The organism is Roseibium sp. LAB1 (assembly GCF_054658235.1).
This window is the reverse complement of the sequence record NZ_BAAGIB010000001.1, coordinates 241,215-265,772: the sequence shown is the minus strand read 5'-3', so window position 1 is coordinate 265,772 and position 24,558 is coordinate 241,215. Positions and strand designations below refer to the sequence as shown.

General features: G+C 58.1%; 15 protein-coding genes and 2 pseudogenes. 7 read left to right on the top strand and 10 right to left on the bottom strand.

Features of this window, described 5'->3' with window-relative positions:
• Positions 1–51 precede the first annotated feature (51 nt).
• Together ACYQ54_RS01195 and ACYQ54_RS01190 are read right to left on the bottom strand one after the other, a co-directional pair.
• Positions 52–333, bottom strand: a complete 282-nt coding sequence (locus ACYQ54_RS01195; RefSeq protein WP_460078574.1) for a YiaA/YiaB family inner membrane protein — start codon at positions 331–333, stop codon at positions 52–54.
• 15 nt (positions 334–348) lie between these two features.
• Positions 349–1,032 (bottom strand): PspA/IM30 family protein, encoded by a 684-nt coding sequence (locus ACYQ54_RS01190; protein ID WP_460078573.1) that lies wholly within the window; start codon positions 1,030–1,032, stop codon positions 349–351.
• Between the two features lie 126 nt (positions 1,033–1,158).
• Between ACYQ54_RS01190 and ACYQ54_RS01185 the strand changes: the two genes are divergently transcribed.
• Positions 1,159–1,746 carry a TetR/AcrR family transcriptional regulator gene (locus ACYQ54_RS01185; RefSeq protein ID WP_460078571.1) on the top strand — a complete coding sequence of 196 codons (588 nt, stop codon included), beginning with the start codon at positions 1,159–1,161 and terminating at the stop codon, positions 1,744–1,746.
• Positions 1,747–2,018: 272 nt separating this feature from the next.
• On the opposite strand, the gene ACYQ54_RS01180 is transcribed toward ACYQ54_RS01185, so the two are convergent.
• Together ACYQ54_RS01180 and ACYQ54_RS01175 are read right to left on the bottom strand one after the other, a co-directional pair.
• Positions 2,019–3,500 (bottom strand): protein adenylyltransferase SelO, encoded by a 1,482-nt coding sequence (locus tag ACYQ54_RS01180; protein WP_460078570.1) that lies wholly within the window; start codon positions 3,498–3,500, stop codon positions 2,019–2,021.
• A gap of 124 nt (positions 3,501–3,624) precedes the next feature.
• Positions 3,625–4,272 carry a TetR/AcrR family transcriptional regulator gene (locus tag ACYQ54_RS01175; RefSeq protein ID WP_460078569.1) on the bottom strand — a complete coding sequence of 216 codons (648 nt, stop codon included), beginning with the start codon at positions 4,270–4,272 and terminating at the stop codon, positions 3,625–3,627.
• Positions 4,273–4,713: 441 nt separating this feature from the next.
• On the opposite strand from ACYQ54_RS01175, the gene ACYQ54_RS01170 reads away from it, so the two are divergent.
• Both ACYQ54_RS01170 and ACYQ54_RS01165 read left to right on the top strand, forming a co-directional pair.
• On the top strand, positions 4,714–6,009 hold the full coding sequence (locus tag ACYQ54_RS01170) for an HlyD family secretion protein (protein WP_460078566.1): 1,296 nt from the start codon (positions 4,714–4,716) through the stop codon (positions 6,007–6,009).
• 217 nt (positions 6,010–6,226) lie between these two features.
• Entirely contained in the window at positions 6,227–7,783 is a 1,557-nt protein-coding gene (locus ACYQ54_RS01165) for a DHA2 family efflux MFS transporter permease subunit (protein ID WP_460078565.1), read from the top strand.
• Positions 7,784–7,825: 42 nt separating this feature from the next.
• On the opposite strand, the gene ACYQ54_RS01160 is transcribed toward ACYQ54_RS01165, so the two are convergent.
• From ACYQ54_RS01160 to ACYQ54_RS01150, 3 genes are read right to left on the bottom strand one after another with little or no spacing between them, the layout of a single operon-like run.
• Complete coding sequence (locus tag ACYQ54_RS01160; protein WP_460078563.1) at positions 7,826–9,880, bottom strand: S8/S53 family peptidase; 2,055 nt, start codon at positions 9,878–9,880, stop codon at positions 7,826–7,828.
• A gap of 32 nt (positions 9,881–9,912) precedes the next feature.
• The gene (locus tag ACYQ54_RS01155) at positions 9,913–11,193 is read right to left on the bottom strand and encodes a phosphatase PAP2 family protein (RefSeq protein WP_460078562.1); all 1,281 of its coding nucleotides are present in this window, start codon (positions 11,191–11,193) and stop codon (positions 9,913–9,915) included.
• A gap of 45 nt (positions 11,194–11,238) precedes the next feature.
• Positions 11,239–13,038, bottom strand: coding sequence for an adenylate/guanylate cyclase domain-containing protein (locus tag ACYQ54_RS01150; RefSeq protein WP_460078560.1), 1,800 nt, complete (start codon positions 13,036–13,038; stop codon positions 11,239–11,241).
• Between the two features lie 799 nt (positions 13,039–13,837).
• Between ACYQ54_RS01150 and ACYQ54_RS01145 the strand changes: the two genes are divergently transcribed.
• From ACYQ54_RS01145 to ACYQ54_RS01135, 3 genes are read left to right on the top strand one after another with little or no spacing between them, the layout of a single operon-like run.
• The gene (locus ACYQ54_RS01145; protein ID WP_460078559.1) at positions 13,838–15,286 is read left to right on the top strand and encodes a tyrosinase family protein; all 1,449 of its coding nucleotides are present in this window, start codon (positions 13,838–13,840) and stop codon (positions 15,284–15,286) included.
• A 1-nt stretch (position 15,287) separates the two neighbouring features.
• Complete coding sequence (locus ACYQ54_RS01140; protein WP_460078558.1) at positions 15,288–16,118, top strand: copper chaperone; 831 nt, start codon at positions 15,288–15,290, stop codon at positions 16,116–16,118.
• A gap of 19 nt (positions 16,119–16,137) precedes the next feature.
• The gene (locus ACYQ54_RS01135; protein ID WP_460078557.1) at positions 16,138–17,664 is read left to right on the top strand and encodes a gluzincin family metallopeptidase; all 1,527 of its coding nucleotides are present in this window, start codon (positions 16,138–16,140) and stop codon (positions 17,662–17,664) included.
• On the opposite strand, the gene ACYQ54_RS01130 is transcribed toward ACYQ54_RS01135, so the two are convergent.
• Positions 17,665–18,306, bottom strand: a complete 642-nt coding sequence (locus ACYQ54_RS01130; protein WP_460078555.1) for a hypothetical protein — start codon at positions 18,304–18,306, stop codon at positions 17,665–17,667.
• Between the two features lie 257 nt (positions 18,307–18,563).
• Positions 18,564–18,905 (bottom strand): annotated as a pseudogene (locus ACYQ54_RS01125) (dienelactone hydrolase family protein); the annotation flags it as partial.
• Between the two features lie 356 nt (positions 18,906–19,261).
• Between ACYQ54_RS01125 and ACYQ54_RS01120 the strand changes: the two are divergent.
• A pseudogene (locus ACYQ54_RS01120) lies at positions 19,262–20,415 on the top strand (SphA family protein).
• Between the two features lie 248 nt (positions 20,416–20,663).
• Here ACYQ54_RS01120 and ACYQ54_RS01115 read toward each other — a convergent pair.
• Complete coding sequence (locus ACYQ54_RS01115; RefSeq protein WP_460078554.1) at positions 20,664–24,347, bottom strand: vitamin B12-dependent ribonucleotide reductase; 3,684 nt, start codon at positions 24,345–24,347, stop codon at positions 20,664–20,666.
• Between the last annotated feature and the right edge of the window lie 211 nt (positions 24,348–24,558).

Sequence of the window (24,558 nt, the reverse complement as noted above, 5' to 3'; positions counted from 1 at the left end):
CTGGAAAATCCGGGCGAAGCGTCAGGACCTTCGCCCGGGTTGAAAATTGAATCAGGCTTGTTCGGGTTTGCTGATGTCCATCAGCAGTTTTTCGGTTTTGGCATCTTCCAGGCGATTGTGGAACTTGTTGGCTTCCTCACGGTCGCGCAGGGTCTTGGTCAAGGTAACCGCGGTGTGCACGAGCATGATCGCGGCCATGGTGTAGAAGCCCTTGGCGGAGAAACTTGCCTCCAGGTTCCAGATGCCGAGGGCCATCATGATAGCCGCTATGGCGAAACTGCCGGCGGTAAAAATGGTCCAGTTGTTGGTATGTTTGACTGTTGGTTCCTGCATGGTCTCGTCCTCGTGTTAGCTGCTTTTTTCAAGAAGAAGGGGAAGGTCGGATTTCAGGCGGGCGAGTACGTCGTCCGCTCTGGTTTTCACTGGCGTGCCGCAACCGGCGTCACCCAGCTTTTCGATAACCCCGCTCGGATTATCCGCGGCCGAGAGGGCCTTGAATTCCTGCTCGGCAAGTTGGTCGCGCTCCTGCCGCTGGCGGATGTCCTCCAGCTGTCCTTCAGCAATGGCGAGAGCCGATTGGCCGGTTCCGGAGCTGAAGGACTGTGCTTTCTGGATCTGGTCCCGAACCTCGACAGTGCGTTCGCCTCGCTTGAGGGCACGCAGACGGCTCTGGGCGCCATGCAGGGTTTCCGTAAGGCTCGAAAGATCGCCATCAAAGGAACGGATCGCTTCTTCGAGAGCCGTCTTTTCATTTTCCAGAATGGCGATGGCTTCCGCAGCCTCTCTCGCAAGGGGCTCAAGTCCTTTAAGCAGGGCGTTGCGAGCCCTGTTTTCCAGATCTTCCAGGGAAGCATTGATTTGCCACAGCCGCTTGCGGTCCTGCTGCTGCTCTGCCTTGGCGCGGGCCAGGGCAACCTGGGCAGCCCGGACGGATGCGGCGGCTGTACGCGTGTTGATTGAGAGGAGAGCAAGTGACTGACTGTCCCGGCTTTCCTCGGCGCTGACTAGAAACAGCGCTTTCAGTTGGTTCATGAATGGCTCAAACATCGTGCCTCTCTCAAAAGGTGAACGTTGTTCACTATTTGACAAAGCCATATCATTTTGATTAGGTCAAGAAGAAAAATGAACACTGTTCACTTTTGAGGTTCGATACGGTTAATGGCCGGAGTTCAAAAAGCTAAAAGCGAAGAAACCCATCGGCGCGTTCTGGAGGCGGCGATTAGCGCCGTGGAAGCGGGGGGGATGGAAGCGGTCAACATCCGAAAGGTGGCGGCCGATGCCGGGTATTCGGTCGGTTCGGTCTACAAGCATTTCGCCGATCAGGATGCACTGCTGCTTGCCGTCAACTCGGTGACGCTCGGCCGTATCAAGGAAGTGATGGCGGCTGCGGTTGAAACTGTGGACGAGCCCATGGCACGACTCAAGGTGCTTGCATTGGCCTATCTGGCGTTTGCCCGCGACAACCGCAATCTCTGGATCACGTTGTTCAGTCACCAATTGCCTGAGGGCACGGCGGTGCCGGAATGGCACATTCAGGAAAACATCGCACTGCTTGGTTTCATCGCAGCGCCGCTGCGTGAGCTGAATCCCGGCATGCTGGAAGAAGCCCTGGCGGTGCGGACCCGTACAGCCTTCGCGGCCGTGCACGGACTTGTCACGATCAGCCTTGAAGCGCGATTTGTCGGCTTGTCCGGGGACAAGCTGGAGCAGGAAATGAATTTTCTGGTCGAGCGTCTGGCCGGGTGAGGTGTCTTTGTCAGCTTGTGATGGTGCATGCCGACCAGGGGCATGCAGGAAGACGAAATGGCATGAGTGTTGGCGAACTACTTTTCGGGAGCGTGCTTGAGCGGGCGTTATGCCCGTTCAAGCACGCTTTCGAAACGCGGTAATGCTACATTTTCAGTACTTGCGTGCCGCGATGAAGGCCAATCCGCCTCAAACCGTTTCCTCTTCATTTCAGGCTTGCACCCTAGCGGGACCAAAGCCAGAGCGACGTCCGTTAGCCCATGTATCCCGCGTCACGTACCGCAGAATGTCCGATAGGGCCCGAACGTCGCGGGCGCAGGTTCTGCATAGGAGACAAAATCGGGTTTTTCTTCAAACGGCGCTTTTAAAACCACCAGTAACCTGTTGATCAAAAAATACTCTCCAGATTCTGCTGCTTCGAGCGCTTCTTCCACCTTGTGGTTTCGCGGAATGTAGAGCGGATTGACGCTGTCCATTGCGGCCCTGGTTTCCGCTGCTGTTCTGCCGTCCTTTTCAAGGCGTTGCTTCCAGCGCGCCAGCCAGCCGTCAATCTGGGTCGGATCAACAAAAAGGTCACGAAGCTTTTGAGCGGCGTCCATGGCTGCCTCACCAAGGTGCCGGAAGAACAGCGTGTAATCGACCGACTGTTCCTGGAGGATCGAGAGCATTGTTTCGAAGAGGTCCTGATCCTCTTCCGTTGCCGTCGGAAGGCCGAGCTTTGCGCGCATGCCGGTCAGCCAGGCATTGCGGTAGAGGTCTGGAAAACGGGCGAGCTCGGCACTTGCAAGTTCGACGGCCTTGTCCAGGTCATCGGGCCGGATCAAAGGCAGCAGCGTTTCGGCAAGACGGGCAAGGTTCCATTGCATGATCACCGGCTGACGGCCGAAAGCATAGCGCCCGCCGTGGTCGATCGAACTGAACACGGCGGCGGGATCATAGGCATCTATGAATGCACATGGACCGTAGTCGATTGTTTCGCCGGAGATTGTCGTGTTGTCGGTGTTCATGACGCCGTGAACGAAACCGACGAGAATCCATTTGGCGACAAGCGCGGCCTGGCGCTCGACAACACCTCTAAAGAGCCGGAGATAGCTGTCTTCTTGTCCGGCAAGATCAGGGTCGTGGCGGGCAATGGCATAGTCGGCAAGCTGGCGGACTTTCTCCGTTTCGCCGCGTGCCGCAAAATACTGAAAGGTACCAACCCGCAAATGACTTGCAGCCACACGTGTCAGCACCGCGCCGGGTTTCGGCCCCTCCCGGTAGATGGTTTCTCCGGTGGTTACCGCAGCCAGTGCCCGGGTTGTCGGGATGCCAAGGGCGTGCATCGCTTCGCCGAGGATATATTCGCGCAGGACAGGCCCGACGACGGCCTTGCCGTCGCCGCCACGTGAGAAGGGGGTCGGCCCCGATCCTTTCAGCTGAATGTCCTTGCGGTTGCCGGCGCCATCGATGATTTCGCCGAGAAGAAGTGCCCTTCCATCGCCGAGTTGCGGCGAGAACCCCCCAAACTGGTGTCCGGCGTAGACCTGGGCGAGCGGTGAAGCCCCATCAGGCTGACTGACACCTGCAAAGATCTCCGCGCCTTCCGGTGTCTCCAGAAGATCGGCATCAAGGCCAAGGTCCGTTGCCAGATCCCGATTGAACAGAACAAGTTCGGGGGCCGGTACCTTTGCGCCTTCCCATGCCACATAAAAGCCGGGCAGATCTCGAGCATAGGAATTGTCGAATTGGAAAATGGGCGGTCGGGCGGTCATGAAGCCTACAGTCTGGGTGGATCTGGTGTTCACCGCCTAATATAGGAATTTCCCGTCGGCTGTCCGCCCCATTTGCCCCGGTTTTCTGATTGATGTGCACGAAGGTGAGGCGAAGCCTCGGTTGTCAGGCTGCGTAAGCTGCCAGGAACACCGTGACCGCTGCATCGACATTGGCATCGATTTCTTCTTCGGTCGGCTTGGGGCCGGCATTGAGCAGCATGCGCCTCAACACGCCGGCAACGCACAAATCGAAAAACTGGCCGGCAGCCAGTTCCACATCGCAATCCTTCAGCTCGCCCCTGTTGATCCGCTCCTGGATAAAGGCGCCGAGGTCGCGTCGGCCCTGGCAGGGACCGGCCTCATAGAGCAGAACTCCGAACTGCGGAAATTTTTCGGCGGCACCGATCACCATGCGAAGTGTCGACAGTTTTTCCGGATTGGACATTTTCAGCAGATAGCTGCGGCCAATTCGATACAGGTCACTTTTTACGTCCGCCTTGCTAACAAGGGCTTCGCGCAGGATTTCCGCCTGACCGTACCGCTCTTGCAGAATCAGTGCCTCGAACAGGGCTTCCTTGCTGTTGAAATAGACGTAGAGCGTACCTTTGGAAACGCCAGCTTCCTTGGCGATAACCTCCATGCTGGCACCATCGAAGCCTTTCGCCTGGAAGACTTTTCGCGCCCCGGCAAGAATCTGCCTGCACTTGGCGTTGTCGGCCTTCTGGGCCGGATCTTCGGCAAGGGCCGGTAGTTCCTGTGTGTCGGTGGTCATCTCAATCTCGAATTTCTGTCATTTTTCAGTAGGTTGTTGCTCGTATTCTGTCAAATATACGCTGTTTTTCCGAAAAACTGTCTTTTCAATCCAAAGGTCTACTGTCCGGCAAGTGGTTGGACAATCTCTACACTATCAGCCAATAGGCGGCACCGTTCAATTATTCGTCACCAGACCTGGTGGTCCTGCAAGTCAGAAGGCTACTCAGCTGTCTGCGGCCTGATTTGACCTGTAGCCTGGTGGGGATCTCGCATCACACTGTCACCTGGTCTTGCTTTCGGGTCACGCCATCGGAGCAGCTGAACGGGTTTGCTTGGTTGTGCGTTGCAAAAATTTTGCCGCATCCCTTGCGTTTGCAACGACGATGAACATATAAATGCCATTGACCGAACCGTTCAGTCAACGTTTGAGCGGTCAAGAATTTGGGCAAAGGATATCAACGTGGCACTCAGAGAAGGCCGCAATGAAAGCGGCGCGATCGGTGGCGGGCCGCAGACCGCGAGCCACCAGGATCAGGGCAGCAAGACTTCCGACACCTCGAAAAACGGGCAGGTGAAACCGTCTGTTGCGAAGGACGCAGGTGAGGACAAGGGCGGGCAGATGACCGTGCCATCCCAGGGACAGGTGGCAAACGCCAGCACGCCAGCGGCATCGTCTCCGCCGAAAAAGAAAGGCAAGGCCAAGAGGGTCTTTACCCTCGTTCTGCTCGCCGGCCTCGGTTTCGGAGGTTATGAAGCCTATCACTGGTGGACGGAGGGCAGGTTTATCGCCAGCACGGACGATGCTTATGTGACCTCGGACATCACGGTCATCCTGTCCAAGGTTTCCGGCTATGTCGCATCCGTTGCCGTTGGCGACAATCAGCGCGTGAAGGCAGGTGATGTCCTGCTGAAGATTGATGATGGCGACTACAGGCTGGCCGTCCAGTCCGCAAAGGATTCCATCGACAGCGCCCGGGCCACGGTCGACCGGATTGAAACCCAGGTCACGGCAGCCAAGGCATCCGTGCTGCAGGCGGAAGCTTCCGTTGCGGCCGCAAAGGCGCAGAAGGACGAAGCCTCAGCGAATTTCGACCGTCAGAAAAAGCTTGCTGACAACAAGTTCGCAAGTCAGGCAACGCTCGACACCGCAGATGCCGCACTGAAGGGTGCACAGGCAGATCTTGAGAATGCGCAGGCGGCTGTAACCCTGGCCAAAGCCAACATCGATGTGCTCAATGGGCAGAAGAAGGAAGCCGAACAGGCGGTGGTTGCAGCCAAGACCGCCCTTGAAAAAGCCGAACGCGATCTGGCCTTTACCGTGATACGCGCACCGGTGGACGGTATCGTCGGCAACAGGGCGGCCCAGGTCGGCTCTCTCCTTCAGCCGGGCAGCCGGATTGCGGCGATCGTGCCGCTGGCGGACACCCACATCGACGCGAATTTCAAGGAAACCCAACTCGAGGGTATTCACCCGGGAGCAGAGGTCGAAATTTCCGTCGACGCCTATCCGGATCAGCCAATTCGCGGAATTGTCGAAAGCATCGCACCTGCGACCGGGTCCGTGTTCAGTCTTTTGCCGGCAGAAAATGCAACCGGCAACTTCACCAAGGTGGTGCAGCGCGTCCCGGTGAAAATCAAGGTTCCGGAAGAGGAAATCACGAGCGGACACCTGCGGGCTGGCATGTCGGTGATTGTCGCTGTCGACACCAGGACAGGCGGTCAGAAATCCAATGTCACGTTGTCGGCGCTTCACTAGGCATCGCACAGCGGCCTACCGATCCGCCTGAACTCAAGTCTTCTCCGCGGCCTCCAACCGCACAAGCCCGGTATCCGCATCTTGCGGATACCGCCCCTATCAAGAGCAGCCAGCAGACGGCGAATGGCCGCGCGGGCGCTCCAACAGTTACGAATGATCGGCCACGGGCCATTCCGTCCTTTCCGTCAGAATGTCCGCCGATTCAAGGCTACGTCACATGAGCGAGACGGCACAAAACGCATCCATCGACGGACGCAAGCTGTTCACCTTCCTCTGCATGGTGTTCGGCATGTTCATGGCGATCCTGGATATCCAGATCGTGTCCGCATCCTTGTCGGAAATCCAGGCCGGGCTTGGTGCCTCCCAGGACGATATTCCCTGGGTGCAGACAAGCTACCTTATTGCGGAGGTCATCATGATCCCGCTGTCCGGGTATCTCTCGCGCATGCTTTCGACGCGCTGGATGTTCGCGTTGTCAGCTGCCGGCTTCACGGCCATGAGCCTCATGTGCGCTACCGCGTCGACCATCGAGGAAATGATTGTCTATCGCGCCTTGCAAGGGTTTCTCGGCGGCGGAATGATCCCGACCGTGTTCGCAACGGCCTATCTGATTTTCCCGCGTGAGAAGTTCAACGTCATTTCTCCGGTGATCGGTCTGGTAGCAACGCTTGCACCGACTATCGGCCCGACACTCGGCGGATATCTTACCGAATTCGGTTCCTGGCACTGGTTGTTCCTGATCAACGTGGTGCCGGGTGTTTTTGTTACGCTGGCGGCGGTCACCCTGATCGATTTCGACGAGCCGGACCTGTCTCTGCTGGATCATTTCGACTGGTACGGCTTTGCGGCCATGGCCATTTTCCTGGGCTCTCTGGAATTCGTTCTGGAAGAAGGTTCGGGGGACGACTGGTTCCAGAGCGGCGAGATCGTTTTCTTTTCGGCCGTGACTGTTCTGGGTGCCGCAATCTTCTTCTGGCGGGCGTTCACGGCACGCGAACCGATCGTCGATCTCAGGGCGTTTGCCGACAAGAACTTCGCCATGGGCAGCCTTTTCAGCTTCATCATGGGGGTTGGTCTTTACGGCCTGACGTATCTCTATCCTGTTTATCTGAGCGGCGTTCGCGATTACACGTCGTTGCAGATTGGCGAGACGATGTTCGTCAGCGGCCTTGCCATGTTCCTGACTGCACCGATTGCCGGGCGGCTGATGTCGGTGCTTGATCCACGGGTTATGATGGGAATCGGTTTTTCCGGCTTCGCCATTGGCACCTGGATGGTGACCGGCATCACGCATGACTGGGATTTCTGGGAGCTCCTGGTGCCGCAGATCCTGCGCGGATGTTCGCTCATGCTGTGCATGGTGCCGATCAACAATATCGCGCTCGGCATGCTGCCACCACAGATGATCAAGAACGCGTCGGGTCTGTTCAACCTGACCCGGAACCTTGGCGGTGCCGTGGGGCTTGCGGTAATCAACACGCTTTTGACCAATCGTCAGGACTTCCACTACGAGCGGATAGCCGAAACGGTGAACTGGTCGCGTCCCGTCGTCAACGAGACACTGACCAACATGACGCATGCATTTTCGGAACTGGGGCAGAATGCGGAAACCGCTGCCTTGAAGACCCTGTCGGGCATCGTCACTCGTGAAGCCTTCCTGCTGTCCTTCTCGGATATTTTCCTGATCCTGACCGGGCTGTTCCTTGCCCTTGTCGCCGCGCTCTATTTCGTGGAACGGCCGAAACCGGCAGCAGCGGGCGGTGGCGGTCACTGATTTCAAAATAGTGGACCATCCGGAAGAGAGCTTCCGTGTCGATCAAGCCCTTCTGTCCGGCCCGAAACGAATTCTTCTATGCATCCGGCCGCCGCCAGTTCGCGTAATGGCCGGTCTCGACGGTGGCGGATGATCGTCAAATGCGGCCTGTGCACTGACGTCACCCTTCGTGGCGGTTTGGCCTTGTGCAAGCCTGTCGGCCATCCATCGGGCAACCTGAGGTGTAGCGACACTGGTTCCGTCGAGAGACACGAGCGATCCGCAGCGTGATCCGGCACTCAATATGCCTCGCAGAACCGGTGTGTCATCGCTGACCGCGGCTGCATCCGGACCGTTTCTCGTCGGACCGGTTGCGTTGAATGCCGTTGTTACCGGGCCGGCGGCAGAATAGCCGGCCAGTTCGTTGCGGGTTTCGACATATCCTGCAAGAACGGCGGGAAACTTGCCGCAGGCAAAGCCGCTTATGGTGCCGCTGCGCTTGACCAGGCAATCGGATCCGGGCGGATCAGTCGGCAAGGGGGCACCAAAGCTGTCGAAACGCTGATAGTCATCATTGTCGAAATAGGATTGACGCCCTAACGCCGGGAACCCGGGCAAGGTTTCGTCGCGCCGGATCCAGACCTGAACCCGGTCGGTTTCGGTCAGGGCAACATTCTCGATTTCGATTTTCCAGACACCCGAAGGTGCCAAGCCATCCGTGACGTCGTGATGAAAGGTCGGGTGAACGCCGACGACAATGCAACCGCGCCAGGTTGGCGCATGGGGAGGTGTGTAGAGGATCCGGCCGAATTCCACGTTGTCTCCGGAATGGAGGATCGCAGACTGTCCAGGCACTGTTGAAACCGGCATACTCCTCGGTCCCACGGGGGGCGTAACGCGCACTTTCACAAGGTTGTCGGGGTTCTCCTTCGGCGGCATCCAGATTTCGACGTAGCTCGCGCTGCGGTCGTCGGGCTGAATGCGCCAGTCGAGGTTTGCGGGCCTGACGTTACCCGCGCCCTCATCCGTGAAGGTGATCTCCGCATGTGTGCGCGCCAGATTGCCGTTCCCGGCAGGAAGAGCCACCTGGATTTCACGCTGGGTGGTCGAGTGAAGCTCGTGATCGATCTTCGCTTCGATGAGACCGGTACCATCGTGCGGTCCTGCAAAATTCCCGAAACTGAAATTGACCACCAGCGGGATCCGCTTGCCGTGATCGGTGTCGAGCCGGAAGCGTTCCGCGTGTATCTTGATGAAGTCGATCGCGCGTCCCAGGGCTGGCAGGATCTGCGCTCCGCTGACATCCATGGTGAGATCTGTTGGCAGCTGCACGCAGATGATGGGGCGCGTGTTGTCCTTCGTGCCGGGTTGGTAGCCGGCGGCAAGTCCCATCACATGGGTGCCGTGGGATACGCGCATCGCGGCCGGCTTGAGGCCTGGCCAGTTGTAGTCGATCAATCCGCACTGACTGTAGAAGCGGTTCTCATCGAGGAGCCCGCTGGCCGTGTTCGCGGCAAGCAACCCGTCGATTTCGCTCCTCGCGAGGGCGTGCCCCTGCGGGACGACGAGGGTGCCGGTACGCGGTCTGGCGTCCATGATCCAGGCAAAGGAAACGCGTGACGCTTTTGGGTCGGTTTTCCGGAAAAGTTCATGGCCGAACGCGATGCCGTTGTCGATGACAGCGGTAACAACGGAACCATCTTCAACAAATATTTCCGGCAGATTGCCGGGCATGATCTGCGCGCTCATGTCGAGCTGTCCGACCGGAACGACGGTCCCAAGAACGATGCGTTTGATGCCGAGTTGTCCCGCGTTCCTCGTCGCTTCCTGCAAAAAGAATTCTTTTGCGAAGAGTGAGGGATACAGGATCGATTCTTTGGCCGCCCGCTGTTGCACGGTATAGAAATTCGGGATGAGGACTGCGTCCTCAAGCCCGTTGCCACCGCCGATATCCTTGGCCCTGGCGATCAAATCATCGAGTGAGATATCATCGAGCTCGACGAGGATGTCCCACCAAGGGTCTTCTTCGCCGGTTCCGAACTTTGCTGCAACGGCCAGCCGCCAGTTCGTGACCGGATCGATTGAAAATTCATCAAAGGTGCCGTTGATATCCGACATGACTTAGCCTCCGGTTCGACTTTGCTATGCGATCACGAGCCGTCGTTTTCGGAAGGCGAGACACCATCACCACCATCCTCGGGTGTTCCGCCGCCGCTGCTGCCACCGGCACAGGGTTCCCTCAGGTCCAGCCATTCCTGCTTTGCGCGGTTCCATAGCCAGGCCAGTGGCTTGGATTGAATGGTCGTGCCGGTGAGCGACGTTATGGTTTCGTCGGCCCAGGCTCCCGGGTCTTTCTGCGTGTGGGTTGCCGGATCATAAAGCTGCGTCCAGTCGAAGTCCCGGCTGTCAGGATACTGGTCGCCGTGGAAGGCCCATCCCTTGATTTCATTGGAACCCTGGCACCGACCCGCGAAATAGGCGCCGAGTGTAAGCCCGAGAATTGCGCCGGCCTCGCTGTCGACCGGAAAATGTACACCCGCAACGGTGCGGTTTACCGCGATGCGCGAGGCCTGACGCATGAACATCTTGCCCCAGATGGTGTCATCATAAGGTACGACACCGGCATCCCTCAGGAGGAGCCAAAGGACCCGCGCCAGCGTAAAGGATTCCGTTGAATGACCGCTCGGCAGCGTGCCGTGCGTGGGCGTCAGGATCATCGGCTGGATCTGCGGGGAGAATTCAATCGGACGCTTGCAGGCCAGGGCATACTTGATCCGCATCTCCACCAGGTTGGCGAGACCCTGCGCAGTTGCCAGCAGCTCGATCGTATATGGCGTTCGAGCCGGCGCGATGAATGCGATTGACCGCAGAAATTCAACAGGTGTGCTGAGTTGGGCGATAATTTCCGCAGCTCGATCCTGCCGCAGGTCTGCATAATTTGCCACGAGATCGAGCTGCTTCTTGAAGATCGCGATAGTTGGGCGAGACATCCTGGCGAGCATGGCATAAGCCGCGAGCGGCGTATCGGTTCCGTCAGGGTTGCTGGTCACATTCAGGTGCCATACCTGAGCCGTTCCGGAGCACGTTCCCTCGAACTTGAAGGTGAAGCCGAGCCTCGATGCCAGTTCAAGTGCGTAAATGCTTTGCCGGACTTCCGGAGAGAGACGACCGAGAAAGGCATCATATTCCGGGCAGTTCTCCTGGATGGCGGCCGTAACAGTCTGCCAGGTTCCGGCAATGCCATCGTGATTGGTGATCAGCGCGTTTACAATCAGCGGGGCATCGAAGGAAGGAGCGCCGCCAAACCCACCAAACCCACCAAACCCACCAAACCCGCCAAATCCCCCGAAACCTCCGAAGCCGCCAAATCCCCCGAATCCGCCGAAGCCTCCGAAACCGCCTTCCGGATGTGCTGTTTCCCTAAGTGTCATGACTAACTCTCCCTACTTTTTCGATTGGCCGGTCCCGCTTCATTCTCAGGGGGGCAGTCCGGCTTGCCTTAGGGTTTCGGCGAAGTCCTTCCCGACCTGAAACTGCGCACTTGGCGAATTCTTCAGCCAGCGGCTTACGGTCAGATCCGGCTGACGCTCGCGCAGTTCGCTGATGGTTCGGGCTGCCAGTTCGGTGTATCCAAGCCGCATTTCCGCGACAGCCTTGGCACGCAACGTCGAGGTGTGCGCGCGGTTGGAGCGAAGCGACTGGTTGGCAAACTCTAGAGCGCGGTCATATTTTTCGGCCGTAACGCAGGCGGATGCCGCAAGCGACAGGAAAAAGTACCTGTAGGGATCGATGGGAGACAGGCGAAGGGCAAGTTCCGTGTCCTTGACAGCCTCCTCGCCGGCTCCCTTGAACGCGAAGAGAGTGCCGCGCAGCAGGCGGCCCATGGCGTAATTCGGATTGTACTCAAGGGCCATGTTGTAACGCTGTTCAGCTTCTTCGAGCTTGTGCGCGAGATTGGTGAGGGCAAATCCTTCGGAAACAAGGGCCGTGACATTTGTCGGGTCGTGGTCGAGCGCGGTTTGCGTGCAGTTCAAGGCAAGGGATTTTTCGCGCTCGGGCGAATCCGTCCAACCCTGTTGAACCGCCAGAACGTGCCATTTTGCCTTCCATGCAAGGGCCATTGCGGGTTGGCGCGACGAACGGTGAATCAGTTCGTCAAGAAGTTCGGCGGCGTATTCGAAATGGTGGCGCGAGAGCCTGTAGATCAGTCCGATCGCGCTCATGAGAAGAGAATAGGCATCGAGCGTCTGCATCGGGCAGGACAGTGCCTGCTGAACCTCGCTCCGGAAGATTGCCGCGTGGCAGTCCTTGGCGAACTGATAAATGACAGATGAATCGCTAAGGAGGGTAGGAACTTCCTCGCTCAGGCGATCCGACCAAATCACGCGACCGGTTTTTGCGTCGGCGAGTTCCGCGTCCAGAATTACGTGGTTTTCATCGCCGCTATAGGTCCCCGACAGAACAAAATCCGCCTGAAGCGTTTCCGAGATCTTGGCAAGGGAGATGTTCCGCATGCGAAAACCTGTCGTCGACAGGCGGGAAATGACATTGAGTTCCGTGGACCGGGACAGTGCGACGATCAATTCCTCTGCGAGCACTTCACCAAGCACGTAATTGTCTCTTGATCTGCTGCGTGGCGTGAATGGAATAACCGCGACGGTGGGGAACAGGTCTTCGAGTTGCTGTAACGGAAAAATGCTCGGGTGGGTTCCCACGGGATGAACCCTGAAGGCCCGCACCGTCTCGGCGACATTCTTGAGGTGGCAATCACCAAGATCTTCGAATTCTGCGTCGAGTTCGCTTGCCAATGCATCCCTGACCTCGGCGGAGGCAACAATCTCTCCGGGGCGAGCTAGTGACATGAGACGGGCGGCAATGTTGACGTGGCTGCCATAAATGTCGTCATCGCCGGTGGTGAGCACGTCGCCGGTGTCGATACCGATGCGTACCTGCAACCGGTTCACAGCAGGGAGTTGCTCGTTGATCTTTGCAAGTTCCGCGGTGAGACGCATTGCAAATCGGACCGCACTCGTTGCGTGCTCGATTTCAGCCAGAATGCCATCGCCCAATGACTTCACGAGCCTGCCATCGTGTTCCGGCAGAAGGTCATCTTTCAGATAGGCGACAAAGGAGAGCCAAGCTCCTATGGATGCATTGTCGGCGGTCGTAAACAGCCGCGCAGATCCAACTACGTCGGCAAAAAGTATTACTTTCTGCCGATTCTCCCATTTTTCGAATAGCCGTATGGGCTTTCGGTATTCAGCGGCTGCCTGCATGAATTTCCTCGCAGCGACAAAATCGCACCACCCGAAAACAGTCTAAAATCAAAGATTAGGCGCTAATTTTTCGCAGAGATAATGAATTGGCGAAAAGTGACTGTTTTACATAGACAGATTTTCGTACGCGTTTTCAACGCGAGCTCCACCAAGGCCAGGCGAAATCGCTCTGTGTCCACTTGCGTGTTCGATAAGATATTTCTTTTTGTGGCTTTTAGATTGCCTGCAATCTAGTCGTCTGTAAAGCAAGACTTTTATTACTCTAGGGAAGTTTTGTTAAAATATTTGACTTGGATTGTTTTGGTTGCGCACTTGCACTCGGCCGTCCGAAAGTCGGGGGGATGTGCTCTCGGTGCAATTGGCACTCGTGAAGCCTTCCTGCTGTCCTTCTCGGATATTTTCCCGATCCTGACCGGGTTGTTCCTTGCCCTTGTCGCTGCGCTCGATTTCGTGCAGCGGCCGAAACCGGCAGCTGCGGGCGATGACTGCAGGCATTGACCTGCATCGACCGGCAAATTGCCGGCCGGGTTTTGTTCCAGCTCCTGCTAGGGCCGTGACGATCCTGTGCCCGGTGCCGAAGGCGAAACAGGCGTTTGGATTTTACAACCCTCTGTACACGCAAAGAGTTTGTATAATCATTCATTCAACCTAAGGAGTTACATTCCGATTGCTTTGTGGTAACGTAGATGCCTGTGTGAAAAGCAGCCGCTATCAGTACGGTAATAAAAGTAAATCAAGTAAATTTTCGATTTTCTTCGTTCAGGTAACTGTTCTCTCGAATTTTCAATGGGAGGAAATAATGGCAGGCATAAGAAAAGACATTTCCAAGCTGGGCGGACCCTGGTCCGACACGATGCTCTGGTATGCGCGGGCGGTTGGTGAACTGCGCACACGTGAATTACGCAATCGGACAAGCTGGCTTTACCTTGCGGCTATCCATGGGATCAACCCGCAGGGCTGGATCGCACAGAACCTCATTTCAACGTCCACACCTGCTCCAAGTGCAGACGAGCAACGGTTGATGTTCAACCAGTGTCAGCATGCGGGCTGGTTTTTCCTGCCCTGGCACAGGGGCTATCTGAACGCGTTTGAAGCAATCCTGGCCGATTGGATTGTCAGCCAGGGTGGTCCCGCCACCTGGGCATTGCCGTACTGGAACTATCTCAATAGCGCCGATCCCGCGTCACGGGACTATCCGCAGGAATTCCTGGACAACACCATCCCGGGCGACAACACGCCGAACCCGCTTGCAAACGCATCTCGCGGTCCAGCCGTGAAACTTGGTCCGCAGTCCTGGATCAACGTCGACATCTCACTCGACGCGCAAATCACGCAAACGGTTTATACGTCGATCCCCGGCACGCTTGGTTACGGCGGTCCGATCAGCGGCTTCGACCAGCAAGGCAATGCCTATGGCGCTGTTGAAAGTGATCCGCACAATTTCGTTCATGTCATGGTTGGCGGAAACACGCCTCCCAATCCGACCGGCTGGATGTATGACCCGGATTTTGCCGGTCTTGACCCGATCTTCTGGGTACATCACTGCAACATAGACCGTTTGTGGGCGGCCTGGATGACCGGCGGTGGTAATTCCCAGGAAACCAGCCGGCCCTGGCTTAACGGGCCGTTTCCGCGCCAGTTCGCGATGCCGGATGCACAACAGAATATTTCCATCTTCACGCCCGAAGACACCTTGCCGGGCGCAGCCCTGGCGCCGGTCTATGATAATCTGATCGATGGAACGGGCATTACGCCCACTGTGGGGATTGCTATGGCCACTACACCGACAGGCCGGGGCACATCGACACTCGTAGGGGCAAACGACGAGGTGCTGCAGGTCACCGCCAGTCCCGTGACAGCGCGGCTTAAGCTCGCCGCCGCCCCGGTTGCAGCTCTTGCAGCAGCGGCATCGGCGGCACCGGAGCGGCTTTATCTGAACGTTGAAGGTGTTCGGGGAAGTTCACCGAGCGGGGTCCTGTCCGTACGGGTTGTCGCGCCGGGCATACCGGATGCCGAGATCAACGAAACGCTTGTTTTTTTCGGCCTTGGCAAAGCCAGCTCAACCGACGGCTCTCACGCCGGCAACGGCTTGTCGTCCACAGTGGAGATTACCGACAAGGTTGCGGCCATACAGGCACGTGCTGGCGCTGCGATCCAGGAACTTGAGGTCAGCCTCGTTCAGCCGGACGGATCGACTTCGGAAATCACCGTCGACCGGATCAGCATTTACCGTCTCAGGGATAGATGACATGTCGCGGCTGGCAGCCTTTGCCGCACAGACCAGCCGGGGTGCAATGCCCTGGCTGGTGGCCTTGAGCGCGTGCAGTTACCTCCTGCTTGGTTTTGCGCAACCCGCGTCGAACGTCGCCGCTCTTTGCGGGCGCTTGAATGCCCTGCAAACCTTTTTCCTGCCTGAGCAGGATCTTCCGGTCTGGCAGATCTTCCAGGCGGCTGCGGCGGATTGGATCCTCATGGTCGTTGCCATGATGGCACCGCTTGTTGCAGCCAATGTCTCCTATGTCGGCCGCGTGGTTCATGCGTCTCAAAAAGCAGCCACAAGTATCGCCTTTCTGCTCGGTTATCTCTGTGTCTGGATCCTGTCAGGCCTGCTGCTTGTGCCGATAGCATTTGCTCTGGCATCGCTCGGGGGCTGGTTGGATCTGCTCGTGTCTGCCGGAATCGCGGTGGTTTGGAGCATGGCTCCGATAGCCCAATGGGCAAGAAACAGGTGCCACGGAACAGGACGGATAGCAGCCTTTGGATTGGCTGCACAGGCCGATGGCTGCTGGTTCGGGATGCGGACCGGGAATGCCTGTGTGCTGGCCTGCTGGCCCTGGATGCTCCTGCCTCTGCAAGTGGAAACCGGCCATATCGCCTTGATGGCGCTGACGGGCCTCTTTCTTTTTGCCGATCGCGTCGCCCCGCCTGCGACTCCGGCATGGCGTCTGCCTCCAGCGCTGGAAACAGTCTTCGGACTGGCACTCCTGACGGGTGGCCGAGGGCGTTGGCTGAAGAAGCTGGCACCCCGGGAGATTGGCAGGTTTGCGGAGACGGACAAGTCCGCTCAGGTTCGACAGTGACGGGTGTCAGGAGGATATCATGGCGATCAATTTCATTCCCAATGATCCGAGAGCCGGGCACCCGCCGGCAGTTGTCGTTGACCCACGTCCGGAGCGGCCGGACGGTCTGGCCCGGTTTGTCTATCAGGGCGCCGTGCCGGAAGACACATATCCCACAGCCAGCGATGGTTTCCTGTTCTGGCAGTGCCGCGAGGCCGCCCTGCGCGCAGTTGATCTGTGGGAACTGGTCGACGGAACATCTCTGACAGCCTGGCAAGGCGGCGCGACCTTGCGGCTGAAACACAAGACACCGGGACAGGCCCAACTCAACGCTTTCTACGACAGGCTCTCCCTGTCGTTTTTCCAGGTGGATGCTGCAGGCGGGGTCAGTTACCGCTCCGGGGCAAGCACGGATGTAGTCGCGCATGAGGCAGGCCACGCATTTCTGGATGCAATTCGCCCTGATCTGTGGGGATCTTTTCAAGTGGAGCAGGGCGCCTTCCATGAAGCCTTCGGCGACTGCATCGCAATTCTCGTCGCGCTTCAGGACAAGGAAACCCGGCAGGCACTTGTCGACCAGTCGCTTTTGAGACAGAGGAACTTTGTCGAGACCACCGCCGAGGACCTGTCTCACGGTATTGCCGCGCTGGTCGATGCCAATCACAACGCAGCCGTACCGCGCCGGGCACTCAACACGCACCAGTGGGTCATGCCGGCTTCCTTGCCGGTGACGGGCGGTCCGGGCGTGTTGATCAATGAAGTGCATTCGCTTGGCATGATCTTCAGCGGCTGCTTCTACGACACGTTGTCAAACATTTATCAGTCCCGGGGCGTGTTTAGCGAAAAGGGACTGCTGGCAGCGGCAAGAGCTGCTGGAGAGCTGCTGGTTGCCGCAGCGCGCACAGCCCCGCTCAAACCACGGTTTTTCCAGGCGATCGGCAATTCCATGCTGATTGTGGACGCAACACGCAATGCCGGTGTCAACGCACAGGCAATCCAGGACGGGTTTGCTGCTCATAATGTTCTGCTGAACGCCGAGCAACTGACGTCACCCACCGTGATGCTGGCCGGCCGTCCACCAACGGAAGCGGTTCAGACGGTCCGGGACGTTCTGACACATGCCTCGCGCCGCAGTCTGCTGGAAGTCATGGGGGAGGGCGCGGGCCAGAAGTTCTACGGTACACAACTTCAACTTGGGGGGCGGCCTATTGCGGCCGTTCGGCGACGTCAGAAAGTGCCGCTTGGAGATGTCTCCAGCTCTCTGGAAGGTGTTTACTGCTATGTTGAAGAAGACGTTCTGATCGGTGAGCAGAACGGCAATGCCGCCTTGCTGGGGGAGGTGGAAACGGTACAGCAGTCCGTCGCCGAGGTGCAAAGCTTTGTATTCAGTCTGCACGCTGCCGGGCAGATTTCCGAAGAGACGGGCAGCGGGCCGGGAGAAGACAACATCGGCGCGGTCAGCCACGCGGTGCGTGGTGCGGGGGAGGAGCGGCAGCTGGTTCGCAAACGCTTCAACTGCCGATGTCACGGTTTGCCGGGCCTTGCAAGGTCCAACCGATCAATTTGATCAGTTGAAGCCCCGCCGCCTGAGCACACGCCGGCCGGTTGCATCCGTCTCGACATAATGGGTCGGTTGCCCGAGCAGCGGCGAGGCCATGCTCTCCAGCTGTCCTGCTCCAGGATCTGCCGCCTGTGGTTGGCCTGCTTCAAGCAGATCTGCTTCCAGCTGGCCGTTGGCTCGCAAGCTTTGAAGATAGGCCTTTGCCTCTTCAATTGTGTCTTCAGCCACGTGTTTGGAAATGACCGGGTGAGGACCGTCAGGCTGATCGACGACAAGCAATGTGGGAAGGTCAACATTAAGGCCGGAGAGAGAACCAAGCGCTTCGTCATCCAGAGACACAAGGCTCTGGCCTGCCACCTCGATCCGGCCGGGACCGTACAAGGGAGGCTGGAGACTGCTGATGCCTTCCGCGTCAGCCAGAAGCGGCAACAATCGTTGAAGGTTATCCGTCCGGCTTTCTCCGGTTTTTTGCGCGAGCACGACAAGCAGTTCCAGCCACCCCGGCAGCCCGTCTGCTTCGGCTGCCTTGAGCAGAAGTTTTGGTATTTCCGGGGGTGGCCCAGCCTCTGTTCCGCCGGTTGCCGCGTCGATCAGCAGACAGTCTTCATAAGGATCATCCAGGGGGAAACGCTTTTGCAGTTTCGTCATGATCGGCCCAACAGCGCCGGGCCTTTCCGTTTCCGTGAATAACGGGGCCTCGGGAAGAAGGGGTTTTTCCGCACAGCAGACCTTTAATGCAGAAAAGACCTTAGCCGCGTCATCAGGAGATCGCGCTACCAAGATGCAGCCGAGGGGAGAACCGGTTTCAGACGTCATCCGGCCAATTGCATCCAGCGCCTCGCAGGCGAAAGGCCGGAGCGTTCCCTTGCCGTCCAGTAGGCTGTCCGGTGTCAGAAGGAGTAGCCTCAGCAGTTTTGCCTCCTGGTTTGGTAGACGGGTTTCAGGAATTCAAGCACCCGCCGAGTGAGCAGAGCCGAAGCATCTGCGTCGAATGACGGAATTGAGCTGTCGGCGAAATAGTGTTGATCCCCAGCGTAAAGGAAAAGAACCGCCTACTCGGCCGTCGCCACGATCTCGCGAGCGGCATCGATGTCGCCTTCGCCAACGAAAAAAGGATCATTGTCCGTCCCGTGGACCTGCACAGGTACACCTTTGGCCATGGTCCGAAAGACCAGGCTCCGCTGATCGGCAGGCAAGATGAAAAGCGCTGCCCGTGCTCCAGGACGGGTCCGAGTGAGCTTTTGCGAACATTTTCAACATTACACAGCTTCTTAAGAACTCTATATGCCCATGAAATAGCCTTAAGGACTCACACGTCAAACAAATTGCAAAATCTCGACTTGCAAACATTCAGTGTGGGGTCATGTGTTGATCCATCAGGACTGGGCATTTTGGACTAAAATTTAAGTCATCGCGGTTCGGTAAATACAGTCGGCGATCTAGCAGAAGGGCCTTCTCAGGCGGCGCTTGCAGGTCCAGGACGTGATCACTCTTGCCGGTTTAGAGCCACCCGGGATTTAGTTGCTGGATAATATCCCGGGAAAATTGCATAATATTGTTTCGCTACCGGGTATGTGTCGCTGGCGCAAATGCCAAATGCCAAATGACAGCAGCACACATCAAGGACAAACGGGCCGTCTGGCAACAATGCGGGTTGAGAACCCTATCCAGACGCAAGCCCAACGGCCGGGCACGGCTGCACAATGAAGTACCGTTGGATACACTAGGCAAAACAGCATCATTCGGACAGGTGTCAGAAGCAGGAGAGGCGGACGTGAGCAAGACGAGCATCAACGAAACCCGTAGACAGTCTCTCAGGTTGAAAATGTCACTGCTCGCTCTGACTATTCTCGCGGGCACTTCTGTGGAAGTCATTGCGGCTGAAAGCGGCGTCGGTTTCTATCTGCTGGGGTCCAAGGGACCCTTCGCGGCGGTTCTGCCAGGCCCTGGTGTCTACTTTCAAAATGACGTCTATTTCTATTCCGGGTCAGCCGGGGCCAGCCGCGATCTGCCGATCGGCGGCAAGGTCGTGGCCAATATCGATGCAACCGCTTATATCGATCTTGCAACCGGCCTATGGGTGGTTCCCACCAGCATACTGGGGGGAAATCTTGCACTACAGGCGACGGTTCCCTGGGGAGGCCAGTCTGTCGACGCCCGGCTTGACGTCGGTGGTCTTCTCGGTGCGTCGGTCAGCGACACGGTGTTCACCATCGGTGATCCCGTTGTCGGTGCCTCCTTGGGCTGGCACAACGGCAATTGGCACTGGACGACGGGTTTCCTCGTCAACGTGCCGGTCGGCGATTACCAGAAAGGTGAGATTGCCAATGTCGCCTTCAACCGCTGGGGGCTGGACCTAAGCGGCGGGGTGACCTGGTTTGACCCCAAGAGCGGCTGGGAAGTTTCCGGTGTAGCCGGTTTCACCTTCAATGGCGAAAACCGGCAACGAACTACACCACCGGCACGGAGTTCCACTTCGAAGGGGCGCTCACCAAGACGTTTTCTCCGCAGTTCTCGGCAGGACTTGTCGGCTACTACTACGACCAGATAACCGCTGACAGCGGACCTGGGGCTTCGCTCGGAGATTTCGAAGGGCGCGTCGTAGCTCTCGGAGGAACGGCAGGTTACAATTTTCAGGTCGGACAGACGCCCGTCTCGACACGCGTAAAGGTCTACCGGGAGTTCGCCGCGGAAAACCGTCTGGAGGGAACCTCGGCCTTTTTGACCCTGACGATACCGCTTGGCGGGAATCCTTAGCGCGGGCAAAAGCGAAATCAAAGTAATTTGGACGCGTAATGGCTCTCTGAAAAACGCCTGCCACTTGCTGGGAAAGCTTGTTCAACAACAGAACCCGCCCGATCGTTTCCGATGAGCGGGTTCTTTCGTCTGGGCGCCGGGAGCCGCGCTGTGGCCGGTGGGAACCAGCCTGGGCGAACTCCCGGCTAAGCTGTAAAGCCGATCAAACTCTGATCTCCGGCCGTTGCTGGCCGAAGACCTGTTGATGGTTAGCTGCAGCCGCTGGTGGAGCCGCAGGTGTCACACTTCAGGCAGGTGCCGTTGCGCACCATGGTGAAGTTGCCGCATTCAGAGCAGCTTTCGCCTTCGTAGCCCTTCATCCGGGCCTGGGCGATTTGCTGAGCCGCGGTTTTTACCTGCGGGGCAGGGGTCGAAGTCACTTCGACAGCGGCAGCTGCTTCCGAACCGCGGGCGAAAGCCGTTGCGACGGCGGAGGTCTGGGCGGCGATTGTTGTGCCCAGTTCCACTTTCACCGCTTCGGTGATCTCACCGGACGGCTCGTTGCCGGAGACGAGGCGGAAGCGCTCGGTCTGGCCGCGAACCAGGCCGTGAGATACCACACCACCCGAGCTGCCCTTGTCCATGGTCTTGACCGCACCGGCGCTTACCGGGCCGCTGAAGGCTTCCGGCGGGACGTGGGCGAGGTCGTGACGACCGAGATAGGAGACCGCCAGTTCGCGGAACACATAGTCGAGGATCGACGTCGCGTTCTTGATGGCGTCGTTGCCTTGGACCATGCCGGCCGGTTCGAACTTGGTGAAGGTGAACGCGTCGACATATTCCTCGAGCGGCACACCGTACTGCAGGCCAAGAGAAACCGAGATCGCGAAGTTGTTGATGAACGCCCGAAGTGCAGACCCTTCCTTGTTCATGTCGAGGAAGATTTCACCGAGACGGCCGTCGTCATATTCGCCGGTCCGCAGGAAGATGGTGTGACCACCGATCTTTGCCTTCTGGGTGTAACCCTTGCGACGGGTCGGCAGTTTTTCCTGTTCACGGACGACACGCTCAACGATCCGCTCGACGATGCGTTCGGCAACCACCTCGGCCTTGGCAGCCAGCGGCTTGGCGGCCAGCGCCTCGATGGCTTCATCCTCGTCTTCGTCCTCATCGGCCAGAAGCTGGGAGTTGAGCGGCTGAGACAGTTTGGAGCCGTCGCGGTAAAGGGCGTTCGCCTTGAGAGCGAGCTTCCAGGACAGCATGTAGGCTTCCTTGCAGTCCTCGACCGTTGCATCGTTCGGCATGTTGATCGTCTTGGAGATCGCACCGGAGATGAACGGCTGGGCAGCAGCCATCATGCGGATGTGGCTTTCAACCGACAGGAAGCGCTTGCCGATACGTCCGCACGGGTTGGCGCAGTCGAAGACCGGATAATGCTCTTCCTTCAGGAACGGAGCACCTTCCAGGGTCATCGCACCACACACGTGGGTGTTGGCGGCTTCGATGTCGGCCTTGGAGTAGCCGAGGAAGGTCAGGAGATCGAACTCCGGATCTTCCAGCTGCTCGTCGGTAACGCCGAGGGCCTTCATCTGCTCGTCGCCGAGGGTCCAGCGATTGAAGACGAACTTGATGTCAAAGGCCGACTTCATGCCGTCCTTCAGCTTGGTCAGGCTCTCTTCGGTGAAGCCCTTGGTCTTCAGAGCCGACGGGTTGACACCCGGTGCCTGATCGATGGAGCCATGGCCAACGGCGTAGGCTTCGATCTCGCCAATCTCGCTTTCGGTGTAACCGAGCTTGCGCAGGGCTTCAGGAACGGCGCGGTTGATGATCTTGAAGTAGCCACCGCCGGCCAGCTTCTTGAACTTCACCAGGGCGAAATCAGGCTCGATGCCGGTGGTGTCGCAGTCCATGACCAGACCGATCGTTCCGGTTGGCGCAATCACGGTGGACTGGGCGTTGCGGTAACCGTTCTTTTCACCGAGTTCCAGCGCGCGGTCCCAGGCCTTCTGGGCGCGTTTGATCAAGACCTTGTCCGGGCAGGACGCGTGGTCGAGCGCGACCGGTGCCGTGTTCAGGTCTTCGTAGCCTGTAGCTTCGCCATAGGCAGCGCGGCGATGGTTGCGCATCACACGCAGCATGTGATTTGCGTTTTTCTTGTAACCGGGGAAAGCACCGAGTTCGCCGGCCATTTCCGCGGAAGTGGCGTAGGCCACACCGGTCATGACCGCGGTGAGGGCACCGCAAAGCGCACGGCCTTCGTCGCTGTCATAGGGAATGCCGGAGGTCATCAGCAGGCCGCCGATGTTGGCATAGCCAAGGCCCAGGGTGCGGAACTTGTAGGACAGTTCGGCAATTTCCTTGGATGGGAACTGAGCCATCAACACCGATATTTCCAGAACAATGGTCCACAGACGGACGGCATGTTCGTAGTTGTCGATGTCGAAGGACCGGTCTTCCCTGCGGAATTGCATCAGGTTCAGGGATGCCAGGTTACAGGCCGTGTCGTCCAGGAACATGTATTCCGAGCACGGATTGGACGCGCGGATCTCGCCATCGGCTAGGCAGGTGTGCCAGTCGTTGATCGTGGTGTGGTACTGCAAGCCCGGATCGGCGGAGGCCCACGCGGCATAGCCGATCTGTTCCCAAAGTTCCTTCGCCTTGACGGTCTTCAGAACGTCACCGGAGCGGCGGGCCGTCAGGTCCCAGGTGCTGTCTTCGACAACGGCGTTCAGGAAGCCGTCGGTCACGCGCACCGAGTTGTTGGAGTTCTGGCCGGCAACCGTCAGATAGGCTTCGGAATCCCAGTCCGTGTTGAAGGTCGGGAATTCGATCTTGGTGAAGCCCTGCTTTGCAAACTGGATGACGCGCTGGATGTAGTTTTCCGGCACCATCATCTTCTTGGCGGCACGGATTTCACGCTTCAGGGCCGGGTTCTTGGCCGGATCGAAGCAGTCGCCGTTGTCCGCCTCGCAGTTGACGCAGGCGCGCATGATCGCACCGAGGTGCTTCTGGCAGATCTTGGAGCCGGTGACGAGGGCTGCCACCTTCTGTTCTTCCTTGACCTTCCAGTTGATGTATTCCTCGATATCCGGATGGTCGACATCGACCACTACCATCTTGGCTGCGCGGCGGGTGGTGCCGCCGGACTTGATCGCGCCAGCTGCCCGGTCGCCGATCTTCAGGAAGCTCATCAGACCGGAGGACTTGCCGCCGCCGGACAGACGCTCGCCTTCTGCACGGACGTGAGAGAAGTTGGAGCCGGTGCCGGAGCCGTATTTGAACAGGCGCGCTTCGCGAACCCAAAGGTCCATGATACCGCCTTCGTTTACCAGGTCGTCGCCGACGGACTGGATGAAGCAGGCATGCGGCTGCGGGTGTTCATAGGCGCTCTTGGACTTCACCAGCTTGCCGGTCTGGAAGTCGACATAGAAGTGACCCTGACCCGGGCCATCGATGCCATAGGCCCAATGCAGGCCGGTGTTGAACCACTGCGGGGAGTTCGGCGCCACCTTCTGGGTCGCCAGCATGTATCGCAGTTCGTCATAGAACGCCTGGGCGTCAGATTCCTTGTCGAAATAACCGCCTTTCCAACCCCAGTAGGTCCAGGTGCCGGCGAGGCGGTCGAAGACCTGGCGGCCATCGATTTCAGAACCGTAACGCTCGTCCTCAGGCAAGTCAGCCAGAGCGGCTTCGTCGGCCTCATGGCGCCAAAGCCAGGACGGAACCGTGTTTTCCTCGACGGCCTTCAGCTTGGCGGGCACACCGGCCTTGCGGAAATATTTCTGTGCCAGAATGTCGGACGCGACCTGCGAAAACTGGGCCGGGACCTGAATGTTCTCAAGGCGGAACACGATGGATCCGTCCGGATTCCGGATTTCGCTGGTAGCGTTCCGGAATTCAACGCTGGCGTAAGGCGATTGACCTTCCTTGGTATAGCGCCGCTCGATCCGCATCTTCTCAAGTCCCCTTTTAAAATACCGCCGGTTCCCCCGAACCGGGCTTGACCGCATCACATCCGACGTGGCGTGGCCGCCTGCCTCTGAGTTCGGATGCCGCCCTGTAAGTTACAGGCTTCGAGCCTGTATGTAGCGTATCTTGTGTTTCTATCCACTATATATAGTGGTCATCAACAGGTTTGTCACGACATGCGCCTGGATCTCGGCA